Origin of the sequence: Chryseobacterium fluminis, from assembly GCF_026314945.1 — a bacterium.
GTDB classification, from domain to species: domain Bacteria; phylum Bacteroidota; class Bacteroidia; order Flavobacteriales; family Weeksellaceae; genus Chryseobacterium; species Chryseobacterium fluminis.
Map to the genome: position 1 here is coordinate 654,359 of NZ_CP111121.1, position 13,845 is coordinate 668,203.

Annotated in this window: 16 protein-coding genes; 7 read left to right on the forward strand and 9 right to left on the reverse strand. The window is 37.6% G+C overall.

Features of this window, described 5'->3' with window-relative positions; translation table 11 throughout:
* Positions 1-41 precede the first annotated feature (41 nt).
* Together atpB and ODZ84_RS03055 are read right to left on the reverse strand one after the other, a co-directional pair.
* Positions 42-1,169: a F0F1 ATP synthase subunit A gene (gene atpB / locus ODZ84_RS03050; protein ID WP_266175538.1), complete on the reverse strand. Its 1,128-nt coding sequence runs from the start codon at positions 1,167-1,169 to the stop codon at positions 42-44.
* Positions 1,170-1,248: 79 nt separating this feature from the next.
* Complete coding sequence (locus ODZ84_RS03055) at positions 1,249-1,521, reverse strand: hypothetical protein (protein ID WP_266175539.1); 273 nt, start codon at positions 1,519-1,521, stop codon at positions 1,249-1,251.
* A gap of 107 nt (positions 1,522-1,628) precedes the next feature.
* On the opposite strand from ODZ84_RS03055, the gene ffh reads away from it, so the two are divergent.
* On the forward strand, positions 1,629-2,990 hold the full coding sequence (gene ffh, locus ODZ84_RS03060) for a signal recognition particle protein (protein WP_266175540.1): 1,362 nt from the start codon (positions 1,629-1,631) through the stop codon (positions 2,988-2,990).
* 74 nt (positions 2,991-3,064) lie between these two features.
* Here the strand turns inward: ffh and ODZ84_RS03065 are convergent, their stop codons facing one another.
* The 6 genes from ODZ84_RS03065 to ODZ84_RS03090 form a co-directional block, all read right to left on the reverse strand.
* Positions 3,065-3,715 (reverse strand): outer membrane beta-barrel protein, encoded by a 651-nt coding sequence (locus tag ODZ84_RS03065; RefSeq protein ID WP_266175541.1) that lies wholly within the window; start codon positions 3,713-3,715, stop codon positions 3,065-3,067.
* 39 nt (positions 3,716-3,754) lie between these two features.
* On the reverse strand, positions 3,755-4,423 hold the full coding sequence (locus tag ODZ84_RS03070; RefSeq protein WP_266175542.1) for an outer membrane protein: 669 nt from the start codon (positions 4,421-4,423) through the stop codon (positions 3,755-3,757).
* Between the two features lie 70 nt (positions 4,424-4,493).
* On the reverse strand, positions 4,494-5,150 hold the full coding sequence (locus ODZ84_RS03075; RefSeq protein ID WP_266175543.1) for an outer membrane protein: 657 nt from the start codon (positions 5,148-5,150) through the stop codon (positions 4,494-4,496).
* Between the two features lie 211 nt (positions 5,151-5,361).
* Positions 5,362-5,871: a hypothetical protein gene (locus ODZ84_RS03080; RefSeq protein ID WP_266175544.1), complete on the reverse strand. Its 510-nt coding sequence runs from the start codon at positions 5,869-5,871 to the stop codon at positions 5,362-5,364.
* Between the two features lie 133 nt (positions 5,872-6,004).
* A complete protein-coding gene (locus ODZ84_RS03085; RefSeq protein WP_266175545.1) occupies positions 6,005-6,679 on the reverse strand; it encodes a porin family protein in 675 nt (224 codons plus the stop codon).
* 318 nt (positions 6,680-6,997) lie between these two features.
* Positions 6,998-7,954 (reverse strand): PhoH family protein, encoded by a 957-nt coding sequence (locus tag ODZ84_RS03090; RefSeq protein WP_266175546.1) that lies wholly within the window; start codon positions 7,952-7,954, stop codon positions 6,998-7,000.
* A gap of 199 nt (positions 7,955-8,153) precedes the next feature.
* Between ODZ84_RS03090 and ODZ84_RS03095 the strand changes: the two genes are divergently transcribed.
* From ODZ84_RS03095 to rpsR, 6 genes are all read left to right on the forward strand, one after another.
* Positions 8,154-8,654 (forward strand): YagU family protein, encoded by a 501-nt coding sequence (locus ODZ84_RS03095; protein ID WP_266175547.1) that lies wholly within the window; start codon positions 8,154-8,156, stop codon positions 8,652-8,654.
* Positions 8,655-8,833: 179 nt separating this feature from the next.
* Positions 8,834-9,661: an SAM hydrolase/SAM-dependent halogenase family protein gene (locus ODZ84_RS03100; protein WP_266175548.1), complete on the forward strand. Its 828-nt coding sequence runs from the start codon at positions 8,834-8,836 to the stop codon at positions 9,659-9,661.
* Positions 9,662-9,724: 63 nt separating this feature from the next.
* Positions 9,725-11,035: a dihydrolipoamide acetyltransferase family protein gene (locus tag ODZ84_RS03105; protein ID WP_266175549.1), complete on the forward strand. Its 1,311-nt coding sequence runs from the start codon at positions 9,725-9,727 to the stop codon at positions 11,033-11,035.
* A gap of 478 nt (positions 11,036-11,513) precedes the next feature.
* Entirely contained in the window at positions 11,514-12,866 is a 1,353-nt protein-coding gene (locus ODZ84_RS03110) for a chloride channel protein (protein WP_266175550.1), read from the forward strand.
* A gap of 152 nt (positions 12,867-13,018) precedes the next feature.
* A complete protein-coding gene (gene rpsF / locus ODZ84_RS03115; RefSeq protein ID WP_266175551.1) occupies positions 13,019-13,360 on the forward strand; it encodes a 30S ribosomal protein S6 in 342 nt (113 codons plus the stop codon).
* Between the two features lie 30 nt (positions 13,361-13,390).
* Entirely contained in the window at positions 13,391-13,693 is a 303-nt protein-coding gene (rpsR, locus tag ODZ84_RS03120) for a 30S ribosomal protein S18 (RefSeq protein ID WP_027382072.1), read from the forward strand.
* Here the strand turns inward: rpsR and ODZ84_RS23585 are convergent.
* Entirely contained in the window at positions 13,638-13,760 is a 123-nt protein-coding gene (locus ODZ84_RS23585) for a hypothetical protein (protein ID WP_408612426.1), read from the reverse strand. The two genes, rpsR and ODZ84_RS23585, sit on opposite strands and share 56 nt — an antisense overlap.
* Positions 13,761-13,845: the final 85 nt, after the last annotated feature.

The window sequence follows — 13,845 nt, forward strand, 5'->3', positions numbered from 1 at the left end:
AATAAATTATATTAGTTAAAATTATTTTAAATTTTGTTTAATTAGTGAGCGTGCTCCTCGTGTCCGTGCTCATGCTCGTGTTCCGCCACAGCGATACCAATAAATAATGCTGATAATACTGTGAAGATATACGCCTGTAATGCCGCTACCAGTAATTCCAGTACTGAAACAAATAATGCCAGTGGTACCGAAGCAAATCCTAAAAGCGGAGATTTGAAAATGAAGATCAGTGAAATGATCGCCAAAATCATAATGTGTCCTGCTGTAACGTTAGCGAAAAGTCGCATCATTAAAGCGAAAGGCTTTGTGAAGATTCCGATAATCTCGATTGGTACCATAATAGGGTACAACAAAAGAGGAACCGGCGGCATAAAGATATGTTTCCAGTAATCTTTATTGGCACTGAATAATGTAATTAATAAGGTAATGATTGCCAGTACCGCAGTGATGGCGATATTTCCTGTAAGGTTTGCTCCAAAAGGAAAGAAAGGAATCAGTCCGAATAAATTGTTGAACCAGATAAAGAAGAAAGCCGTTAATAAATAAGGCATATATCTTTTATATTTAACCGAACCAATGTTTGGAATGGCCACTTCGTCTCTGATAAATACGATAACAGGCTCCAATAATTTCCCGGCACCTTTCGGCAGTTGAGATTTTTTATAGTTTCTGGCCATTCCGATAAAGATAACCGCCATAAAAATCACTGACAACAACATGGAAGCTGCATTTTTGGTAATGGATAGATCAAAAAATACCTGATCTGCTTTTTGCTTTCCGCTGATGATTGAAAATAACGTTGCTTTTTCAGTTCCTTTAGTAGAAACCACCTGACCTTCTTCTAACGTATACCCGACATGTTCATGACCGTGAGCAATACTGCTGGAAAGAAAAGTATGCCAACCCGCATTATCTTTAATAATAACAGGCAACGGAACAGAAACGTGATGCTCTTCACCACTGTCATCCTTTGTAGTCCATAAATGCCATTCATTGGAATCCCCGATGTGTTCCATGATCATCTTGGTTGCATTAAAGCTCTCTCCTGCTTCTTTGTGCTCTACTTTTTCAGCTGATTTCTCACCCTCCGATTCATGCTGTGCACTCGCTAAACTGCTCATAAACATAAATAAAAATGCGAAAAATAATGAAGAAATTTTTCTGTTCATATCTCTTTTTTAATCGTGTGCAAATATATCGATTTTATTAAACTCTACCAATATTAAAAATTGATTTTTATCATCAATTTTAGTGAGATTTGTTAATGAGTTTTATTATAGGCATATATATAAGGAATGATGCGATAATAAAGCAGATAACAATAAAGAGAAAATTATCTCTTGTCTTATCAATAACTGCCAGCGAAACGATGAGCCAGATAATATCTTTTACAATATTTACGGCAATAAATTTCATCCCTGCATCAGGTTTCTGATACAAATATTTTCTAAAAATGATGTACACTGCAACATTAAAAACTGCTATTAAAAGTACAACAATCAAATGATCCCATAAATTCATTCTGCAAAAATAAAATTATAATCCATAAAGAAAGCAAATCTCAACAGGTTATATAATATATATTATTAAAAATTCCTTATTTTTGCAGACCTATAATTACAATACATATGTTTAATAGTTTACAGGATAAATTAGACAAAGCGCTTCATAATATTTCAGGAAGAGGAAAAATCACGGAAATCAACGTTGCGGAAACCGTAAAAGAGATTCGTAGAGCATTGGTGGATGCCGATGTTAATTATAAAGTGGCTAAAGATCTTACCAAGAGAGTCCAGGATAAAGCATTGGGAGAAAATGTTCTTACTTCGCTTACCCCGGGACAGTTAATGACAAAAATTGTTCATGACGAGTTGGTAGGCCTTATGGGAGGTTCCCAGGAAGGCATCAATCTTTCAGGAAAGCCTTCTGTAATTCTTATTGCGGGACTTCAGGGTTCCGGGAAGACCACTTTCTCCGGAAAGCTGGCCAATTATTTAAAAACAAAAAGAAATAAAAAACCTCTTTTGGTAGCGTGTGACGTTTACCGTCCGGCTGCGATCGACCAGCTGAAAGTACTGGGAGGCCAGATCGGGGTTCCTGTTTTCACAGAAGAAGGTTCTACCAATCCTTCCACTATTGCGGAGAATGCGATCAGTTTTGCAAAATCAAACGGTCACGATGTCGTGATTGTGGATACTGCGGGACGTTTGGCCATAGATGAGCAGATGATGAACGAAATCAAATCGGTTCATTATTTTATCAAGCCAAACGAGACGCTTTTCGTTGTGGATTCCATGACAGGTCAGGATGCCGTGAATACAGCAAAAGCATTTAACGAAGCTTTGAATTTTGACGGTGTTGTTTTAACCAAATTAGACGGTGATACCCGTGGTGGTGCGGCGCTGACGATCCGTTCTGTAGTTGAAAAGCCGATCAAGTTTATTTCTACAGGTGAGAAAATGGAAGCTTTGGATCTTTTTTATCCGGAAAGGATGGCAGACAGGATTCTGGGAATGGGAGATGTTGTTTCCCTGGTAGAAAGAGCTCAGGAACAGTTTGACGAAGAGGAAGCTAAGAAACTTCATAAGAAAATTGCTAAAAACGAATTCGGTTTCGATGATTTCTTAAAACAAATTAATCAGATCAAGAAAATGGGTAACATGAAGGATCTGATGGGAATGATCCCCGGAGTGGGCAAAGCAATCAAAGACGTGGAAATCAGTGATGATGCTTTCAAACACATTGAGGCGATCATCTATTCTATGACACCGGATGAAAGAAGAAGACCTTCTATTATCAATACCCAGAGAAAAAGCAGAATTGCAAAAGGTGCCGGAAGAAAAGTGGAAGATGTAAACCAACTGATGAAACAGTTTGATCAGATGGGTAAAATGATGAAGATGATGCAGGGACCTCAGGGAAAACAAATGATGCAGATGATGAGCAAAATGCCAAATATGCCCGGAATGGGAGGAATGTTTGGAAAATAATTTCAATCAGACTATTTACAATACAAAATCCGGCTCAGTGTTGAGCCGGATTTTTTTAATTGTACGTAAACAGATTATTTATCTCCTTTCTGAGCTTTAGCTTTGATAAAATAGGAAAAACCTACATTCACCCCAAAAGTTTTTACATTGGTTTTTACATCCGTATTCATGATGGTTTCCTTATTTGAAAACTGGTCATAAGAAACTCCAAGGTTAATTCCCAGAGACGGTGTAGCCATGTACGTTACTCCTCCTTTCACTTTCCAGGCAAGACCGTCTGTCGTCACTTCATCCTGCATCAGTAAAGGATCAAAAATAGTTCCTCCGTTAGTTATGTTCACTTTTGTTTTATTGGAAGCATACCCTATTCCTGCTCCTAAAAAAGGCACCAGCTTACTGGAATTCATGAAATAATAGGTGGCCGTAGGCATGGCAGAAAAAGTAGAATTGGTCGTTTTATTTCCTTCATATTTGGTCGTCGTACTCATATAACCCAAATCGATCCCTACTGCCAATCCGTCAATAACGAAATACCCTGCTGAAGGAGAAACTGAAAAGATATTTGTTTTCGGCCCGTCTGCAGACTGGCTTCCTACTTTTACAGTCGTGGTTGTGTTATTAAAACCCAACCCTGTGTTTCCGCTTATAACCCAGTCCCCTTTTGTCATCTGGGCATTTGATAATCCGAAAAGTGCAACAGCACCCGCTAATAATAGTTTTTTCATGTTATTTAATTTAAAAAATTATTGTTGATATTAATTTGATTATTTCGCAAATACATATTTTACCCCAAAGGAGACCGCCGATAAGTTCAGACCGGCTTTATAGTTTTTACGGTCTGTATCGTCTTCATTCTTATACTTAAAATTTCTGTATCCGAATTCACCCACTGTTGCTTCGACAGACCAGTTTTTGCTAAAAAAAAAATCCAAACCCGGTTTTACATTCACTTCCACTGAAGTATATTTTCTTTCAACGGATAAGGTCTGTACTGATATAAATCCGGACGTTCCGTCCATAGTAGTGACGATGGCATCCTGGTTTATTTTTCCGAATTCCATCGGGATTTCAAGTTGTCCGAAAAAGTATAATTTATCTGATAAATTCCAGTATTTTCTGATAAACGGAGCTACCGCAACGGCATTTGTTTTTCCGGTATAGTCGAAAAAATTGACGAAAGAACCGTAAGAGCTATCATAGTTATGTTCAGTTCTCCTGTTGATATACCCTAGCCCTGCTCCTACCGCCAGATTTGGTGCTACAAACAGACCGGCTGTCGGGATTACTTTAAAGTTTTTTTCAGTGAGATCTATGTTTTTATCTTCCTGCTGAGTATAATTTATGGTCCCGGATAGGTATCCTGTTCCTTTTTGGATCTGGGCATTGGAAAGCCCGAAAAGTACGATGGCACAGGCTAACTTAAATTTTTTCATGGTATAGTTTTAATATGAGAAAAAGCCCTGAGAAACCCAGGACTTTATTTTTAATGCTTTTTAGCTGAAATTATTTAGCGAAAACATACTTAACTCCGAAAGTTACTGAAGATAAGTTCAAGCCGAAGCTGTAGTTATTTGTAGCCTCACCGTCTTTTGGCTTGTAGTTGTTATAACCAAACTCACCGATAGTCGCTTCAATAGACCAGTTTTTGTTTAGGAAATAATCCAAACCTGGTTTTACTGTTACCCCTACCTGAGTATATTTAGCTTCTGTAGAAGTTGAATTGGTAGACGTTGTAGCACCTGTAGTAGCTACTGTACTGTTTTCAATTTCAGTTTTTCCAAACTGCATTGGCACTGCCAATTGTCCGAAAATAAATAATTTATCGCTTAAAGTCCAGTATTTTCTTACGAAAGGAGCAACAACGAAAGCAGGCTCTTTCACCTCGTTAGTAGTAACGATAGTAGTACCACCTAATTGTGTTGTTGTAATATTTGTATCTTTTTGCGTCTGGTATCCGATTCCTAAACCGATTGCTACGTTTGGAGCTACGAAATATCCAACAGTCGGTAATACATTGAAGTTTTCCGTTTTATTGTTCCCGTTGTTTGTCTCTTGTTGAGAATATCCAACAGATCCTGATAAATATACAGTCCCCTGAGCAATCTGAGCATTTGATAAACCGAAAAGTGCAACAGCACCCGCTAATAATACTTTTTTCATTTTAAAAAATTTTAATACTTTCTGACAGCAAAATTACACTGGGCAAGTGTAATATTAAAATTTGTTAATGTGATTAATATCATTGCTAAATATTAGCGATTTTCGGCTGTAAAGCCTATTAAATAAAGGCTTTTGACTTTTCTATAAATTTTTCATCAAAAACACTCCGATTTTTCAATCGGAGTGTGAAAATTATTATTTTTTAATATTCTTAATTTAAGAAGAAATTAGCTCCGAAGTTAACAGCTCCGAAATTAAATCTGTCGTCACCGTGCCAGTGATATCCATGATCTTTATATTTACTGCCGATATTCTGGAATCCTAAATACAGTTCAGCCTTTTTCATCTGATATCCTACTCTGGGTGCCACATACAGACCACTATTGATATAATCTTTGGTAGAAATAGCTGCTCCAAGGTCCAATCCCACAAATAGAGGAATTTTATTAAATTTATATTTTGCAGAAGCTGCCACAGGAATAAAACCAAAATCATCCACATTATCCTTTCCGAAAAAGTGAGAATATCCTGTAGTGACTCCGATATCCAGTCCTTTGGTAATGTTCCACATATAAGCAGCATCAATCCCCAAGGTTACACTTGCCGCATCACTTGCGTCTCCCAGCGGAGCTCCTACGTGACCACCCAATCTGAAACCTTCCTGTGCCTGCATTGCACCACCCAACAGTGCAAAAGCACCCAACAATAATAGTTTTTTCATTTTTTAATAAGTTTTAAATATTGAAATTAAAAATCTTCTGTAAATACAAAAGATCATAGTACCATATTATTTAATACAAGAAAAAAGCGGAACAAATTTTGTACCGCTTTGCTTTTATTTAAAAAAAATAATGTTAGTTGCCTCCGAACTTAAAGCCTACTCCGATCTGGAAAAAGCTGTTTTTTAAGGTTTCGTTGCCTTCCGGGTTCTTAATAAGATTTGAAACACCTAAGTTATATCTTGCATCAAAAAACAATCCGTTTTCCAATGTATACTCTGCACCAATAAATGGCGCAAGGTTCAACGTATTGATATTATCCTTCACATCTTCAGTAGAGCCGGTGGTTTCAGAGAAAGACTGTCCCAGTGCTGATCCTGATACCGTAGCAGAAACCTCCACTTTTGCAGAAGTAACAATCCCCACGTTAAGACCTAAACCAAAAGCCAAATTTTCTGTCGCATAATATTTAGCACTCACAGGAATCTGTACCGTTCCGAATTTCCAGTCTGATTTTTGAGTTCCCGTTACGGTAACCCCCATTTCAGTATAAGAAACAGCTTCTTCCTGCTTTCCTCCAAGTGGAGAATAAAGAACTTCACCCTGTACTGCAAATTTATCACTGATTTTATATTCAGCTAAAATTCCTGCGTAAAAAGTTGATTTTGAATCGAATTTATAAGACTCTCCCTCGCCTTCTATTTTAAGCATTGATAAAGAGTAACCTGCTTTAGGTCCGAATTTAAATTCCTGTGCGTTTAACGAAATTCCCATTACAGCAACAGCTGCCAGAAGTAGAATTTTCTTCATTGTATTAGTTTTTAAATTAATTGCCGCAAAACTAATACTATTTTTGTAATTAACAAATTTTAATAAAATTAAATCTGTTTTATTTACAGGATTCTCCAATATTAATAAAAGATTCCACTCTTCCAAATAAGATCTTTAATTTTTCAGATATTTATTTTCCTGAAAGAAAGCCTTGAACCTGCAAACATTAGGCACATGTACTCAGCATCTTTCTCTCCAGATAGAAAACGGAACCAGATCCTTCAATACGTTCTCAACTGAACATTTACAGAAAGGTCTGATTCCGAATGTAGCTTTTTATGAATGAATAGCGAAAACTTAATCTCTTACCCGCTTATCTTCTTCATTATAGGCCAGGATAATTTTTCTGACCACCGGGTGTCGTACAACATCCTCCTCCGTAAGATGCACAAATCCAATCTCCTTAACATCTCTCAGAATCCTCATTGCTTCTTTCAGTCCGGACTGCTGTTTCGGAGGCAGATCGACCTGGCTTGGATCTCCGGTGATGATAAATTTTGCGTTCATTCCCATTCTGGTAAGAAACATTTTCATCTGAGAATGGGTGGTATTCTGCGCCTCATCCAGGATCACAAAAGCGTCATCTAGTGTTCTTCCTCGCATAAATGCCAGCGGAGCCACTTCAATAACTTTCTTTTCGATAAAACCTTCAAGTTTCTCATGCGGAATCATGTCGCGAAGTGCGTCATACAAAGGCTGTAAATACGGATCCAGTTTCTCTTTAAGATCTCCTGGAAGGAAACCCAGGCTTTCTCCGGCTTCTACAGCCGGCCTTGTCAGAACGATCCTTTTCACCTGTTTGTCCCGTAATGCTCTGGCAGCTAATGCCACACTCGTATAGGTCTTTCCGGTTCCCGCAGGCCCGATGGCAAAAACCATATCTTTCTTCTCCGTTTCCTTTACTAACTTTTTAAGATTTGTTGTTTTGGCTTTAATAATTTTACCATTAACTCCCTTTACGATAATATCCTGGTCAAAAACCAGCTGTTTTTCGTTTTCGTCTCTGATATTCAGTATATTTTCAACATCTTTAAGATCGATCGAATTATTTTTGGAAATAAATTTTACAATGTCATCCAGTTTCTGTTTAAATATATCTAGTGCCTCCTGATTTCCCACAGCAAAGATATAGTGATCTCTCCCCGTAATTTTAAGCGTAGGAAAGCTTGATTTGATTAAATTGAAATATTGGTTGCTCACCCCATAGAAGATTTTCGCATCGATATCTTCCAGATCATATGTTAATTCAAACATGCAGTATTTTTATTTTAGATTTTAAATTTAAAGTTTTTTTTCAAATACAACTTAAAGTTTTTAGCCATAATTGCTATTTTAGTCATTATTCATTAGAACGCCTCTTCTAAACGGAACATTATGAAAGTATTATCACGATGATGTATCAATGGAATATAAAACAATTATTGTAAATTGATCCCTGTAAAATCACATTGACATGAAAAATACAAATCAGAAATTCCGGCTTTATAAAGCCACAGTATTGGGAGGCTTTCTTTCAGCTATCGTGAAATTCGGATGGGAAGTCCCATTTCCTCCCCGAACGCCGCAGAGGGACCTTACCAATCCACCTCAGGCCCTACTGGAACAATTGGGAGTATCTGAAAAAATGTCTCACTATTCTTATCTATACAATGAAAATGCCAGACCTGTCTTCAGCTTCATCGTTCATTTTGGATTCAGCTTTTTCTTTGCATGGATGTATTACCGGCTGGCAGAACGCTTTAAAATGATAACCTGGGGAGGGGGAGCATTATATGGCTTAAGTATTTATATTCTTTTTCACGTCATCATCATGCCGTTAATGGGAATTGTCCCCTCTCCGCTCCATCAGCCCTGGGAAGAACATTTTTCCGAACTTTTCGGTCATATCGTATGGGCCTGGTCCATAGAAATCGTCAGAATATATGTTAAGAGTAAACAGAATTCAGTCATGTAAAACATAATTCAAAAGGTAAATATCATCATTCTTTATTTTTGTGGTTTTGAAGATCTGTTGTTTAATTTAAACCAATTCACCCGTATACCCTTTATTTTAGTATATTTTTAAGGATTTAAATTCCTGTTAATTCCTTTATTTTAGATAAATTTGCAATACTATTATTCTACAAACCACTAATGTCAATTATTACCCTAACTTCAGATTTCGGAAATTTGGATTACAGAGTTGCCGCTGTAAAAGGCAGCATTCTTTCTCTGAATGAGACGGTTAATATTGTTGATATTACTCACGATATTCAGGCATTTAATCTTATACAGACATCATATATTGTAAGAAATGCTTACAAACACTTTCCGAAAGGCTCTATCCATATTATCTCCGTTGACAGTTTTCACCATAAATCGAGAAAAAATATCGTATTTAAGGCAGACGGCTCCTATTTTATCGCGGCGGACAACGGGATTTTGAGCTTGGTTTTTTTTGATATTAAACCTGAAGCCATCTATGAGATTACCTTAAACAACAGGTTTGATGATATTGTTAACTTTACTTCAACGGATGTTTTTGTTCCTGCGGCTGTTCACCTCGCAAACGGTGGCCTCCCGGAAGTAATCGGCAGGAAGATCGATTCTATAAAGCAGCTTATGTTCCCGAAGCCGGTCTATAATGAATCTGAAAAAATGATCATTGGAGAGGTCACGTATATTGATAATTTCGGAAATATAATCTCGAATATCAATAAAGATTTCTTTGAAACGCTGGGCAAAGGCTATGACAATTTTACGATAAAATTCAGAAACCTAAGCCTTTCAAAAGTATTTTCGAGCCATACGGAAGTCGTTTCAGATTGGGAAAGAGAAACCGAATATCACGGACAGTCTGCCGCAATCTTCAATGACAGTCAGCTATTGGAACTCACGATCTATAAAGGAAGCAAAAAAAACGGTGCAAAATCTCTGTTTGGGCTGAATGTCGGAGAAAATATTTACATTGAATTTTTCTAAAATTATCTATTTCATAAAAAAACCGATTTTTTTTATATATTTGTCAAAATCTAAAAATTAAAAATGGCAGAATACAAATTATTGCTTCCTTCCATGGGAGAAGGTGTTATGGAAGCGACGATTATCACTTGGTTGTTCAACGAAGGCGATAATGTAAAAGAAGATGATTCCGTAGTTGAAATTGCAACAGATAAGGTGGATTCGGACGTTCCCACACCGGTTTCGGGAAAAATCGTCAAGATTCTGAAACAGAAGGACGAGGTTGCAAAAGTGGGTGAAGCCATTGCTATTTTAGAAATTGAAGGAGATGGCGGAAACACAGCTGAAGAACAGACAACACCTGAGACGCCTGCAGTTCCGGATCCTGAAACCATTAAAACTATTGAGCAGCCACTTCAGACCCCTGCATCAACAGAGTTTTCAGGAGATCTTTACCTTTCTCCACTGGTAAAATCAATTGCCCAACAGGAAAATATTTCTGAAACTGAACTTAAGACAATTAAAGGAAGCGGTTTAGAAGGAAGAATTACAAAAGAAGATATATTAGCTTACGTTAAGAACAGAGGAAACCAGCCGGCGCCACAGGCTGCTCCGACACAAGAGGTATCATCACCTCCGAAGGCCGTTGCTGCTTCCGCTCCTGCTGCTACCATAACAGCTGCTGCAGGTGATGAAATCATTCCTATGGACAGAATGAGAAAAATCATCGCTGAAAATATGGTGAAAGCAAAACAGATTGCTCCTCATGTGACTTCTTTCATCGAAACAGATGTGACCAATGTTGTAAAATGGAGAGCTAAAAACAAAGATATGTTCGAAAAGCGTGAAGGTGAGAAACTTACTTTCATGCCGATTTTTGTAAAAGCGATCGTAAAAGCGATTCAGGATTTTCCGATGATCAATGTTTCTATCAACGGTGATCATATCATTAAAAAGAAGAACATCAACATCGGTATGGCCACTGCTTTACCAGACGGAAACCTTATCGTTCCGGTAATCAAAAATGCAGATCAGCTATCGCTTTCAGGTTTAGCGAAAGCCATTAATGATTTGGCTTACAGAGCAAGAAATAAAAAATTAAGACCAGAAGATACTCAGGGTGCGACTTATACGATTTCTAACGTGGGAAGCTTCGGAAACCTTATGGGAACGCCGATTATTCCTCAACCTCAGGTAGCCATCATGGCCATCGGAGCCATTGTAAAAAAACCTGCAGTTCTTGAAACTAAAGATGGTGATGTAATCGCCATCCGTCAGCTGATGTTCATGTCTCACTCTTACGATCACAGAGTGGTAGACGGATCTCTGGGTGGAATGATGCTGAAACATGTTCATGACTACCTTGAAAACTGGGACCTGAACACGGAAATTTAATTGTAAATGAGGAATGATAAGTTAAATGATTTAAATAATCATGATGAGCTTGTCGGAACATTTTTAAAATATAGACCTTCGATTTTCTTCGGAGGTTTTTTTTGTGTTTAAAATTAATATTAAGCTCCTGCCGCAGATACCATCCGGATCGAAAAAAATCTTCATAAATAAAGAGAAGCACAACCTAAAAGAACATTCAATAGTCTTCTGCTATTTTCACGTCTCGCTATTACTTCGTAACATACATTTGTCCGGTTATTCTTAAATTTTTCAACTATCCTTTATTCATTTCAAAGAGATCAAATTTTAATTAATAAAACAGGTTAATTACATCCAATCACATGATACTCTTTTCCGAATTGTTGATTGATTAATATCAAATTTAAGACAAACTGCAGATGCGGATTTAATTATTTAAAATATTACTGAAAATATAAAGACGCAAAATTTCCGTATTTTCACATTTCAAAATTAACAAATGCTGAAAATATTCATTCTCCTACGAAAAAGTCTCAAAAAATCCTTCGACAACATCCGGAACGAACAGCTGAAGAACAATCTTCTTCAGGCGATTCCCTTTTGGATCGGATCTGTAATTACTGGTTTTTTGGCTGTTTTGTATGCTAAAATATTTGCGTGGGGTGAAGGTCTTCTGCATTTAATAATGAACTGGCATTCATGGATGATTTTCGTTATTGCTCCGATTGGTTTTGTCTTGTCGTGGTGGCTGGTGAAAGAATTTGCACCCAATGCTAAAGGGAGTGGCATCCCTCAGGTCATGGCTGCTGTTGAGCTTGCTAATCCCAAAGAACATAGAAAAATAAGAAGTTTATTAAGTGTAAAGATCATTGTTTTTAAAATGCTTTCTTCCGTCATTCTGGTCATTGGCGGAGGAGCCGTAGGCCGTGAAGGTCCTACTATTCAGATTGCAGGCTCTGTTTTCAGAAAAGTTAACGAATACCTTCCCGAATGGTGGCCGAAAATATCCAAGAAGAATATGATTATGACGGGGGCGGCAGCAGGCCTTGCCGCAGCTTTCAATACACCTCTCGGCGGAATCGTATTTGCTGTAGAGGAACTTTCGAAAACCCATATCAACTATTTCAAAACCGCTCTATTCACCGCAGTGATCATCGCAGGATTAACCGCTCAGACTTTAGCAGGTTCGTATTTATACCTGGGTTATCCAAAAACAAATGAGGTATCATTAATGGTGATGTTCCCCATTATCCTGGTGAGCGGTATTGCCGGTATTTTAGCGAGTCAGCTATCCGTTACGATGCTCAGAATGAACAACTGGAAAAAGAGAAAGCTGAAAACAGACAGGGCAAATGTGGCATTTCTGGTAGTTTGTGCTCTTATTATAGCATCTATTGCCTTTTTTATTAATCAGGAAATTTTGGGTTCGGGGAAGGAAATTATGGAGCGGGTTCTCTTTACAAAGGACAAACATGAACCCTGGTATGTTCCCCTTCTCAGGATGCTGGGACCTGCCCTATCCTTCACTTCCGGTGGCGCGGGAGGTATTTTTGCACCCGCACTTACGGCCGGCGCCAGTATCGGATCTGTAATTTCAGGAGCCATCAGCCTCACCCCGAATGAAACCAATGTGGTGATCCTAGCCGGAATGGTGGCTTTTCTCACAGGAATAACCAGAGCGCCTTTTACCTCTGCTATTATCGTTCTGGAAATGACAGACAGGCACTCGCTGATCTTCCACTTAATGTTGGCTGGAATGGTTTCTTCCATTGTTTCTATTCTGGTCAGCAGGCATTCTCTGTATGATGTTATTAAGGTAAATTTTCTTTCGGAAATAAGAAAGGAGCCGTAACGCTTAGCGGTTCGCAGGATTCATGGATAGAAACCGATTCTGACCTTCGCAAACCGCTAATAATTTTTATAAATATTAGCTTCCATATTGTATATTACAAATATATTCTCTACTTTTGCACCTCGAAATAATTAACAAATTCATTTAACATTATGAACAATTACGAAACTGTTTTCATTTTAACTCCCGTTCTATCTGAATCTCAGGTGGAGGAAGCAGTGAACAAGTATGTAGATCTTATCAAAGAAAAGAACTGCGAAATCGTTGCTAGAGAAAACTGGGGACTGAAAAAGCTGGCTTATCCGATTCAATTAAAAAAGAACGGATTCTACACTTTAATCGAGTTTAAAGGTGAAGGAACTGTAGTTGCTGATCTGGAATTAGCATTCAAACGTGACGAGAGAGTAATCCGTTACCTGACTACAAAACTGGACAAGCATGCTATTGATTATGCGATCACCAGAAGAACTAAAGTAAAGACAGCTAAGGCTTAATATTAACCCAATTTTAAAAAAGACAAAGACATGGCAATAGATGATATGGCTAAACAAGCCTCAGCTGGAGGAGAATCAGAAGTAAAGTTTCTTACTCCGCTTGATATCAATACAAAATCTGAAAAGAAATATTGTAGATTCAAAAAATTCGGAATTAAGCACGTTGATTACAAAGATGCTGATTTCTTATTACAGTTTGTAAACGAACAAGGTAAAATTTTACCAAGAAGATACACAGGAACTTCTTTGAAATACCAAAGAAAAGTTTCTGCAGCGATCAAAAGAGCAAGACACCTTGCTTTGATGCCGTACGTAGCTGACTTGTTAAAATAAGACAAAATAAAGAAACAAGAGAAAAGAGAAAAGACTCCGGTCTTTTTCTCTTTTTAAGTTGCTGAATAAATAATTAATTCTAACGATTTTTAGATTGAAGAAAAGAAATAATTTTTAAGACATCCGTCTTTCTTCTTTTTTCTTTGTTCTTT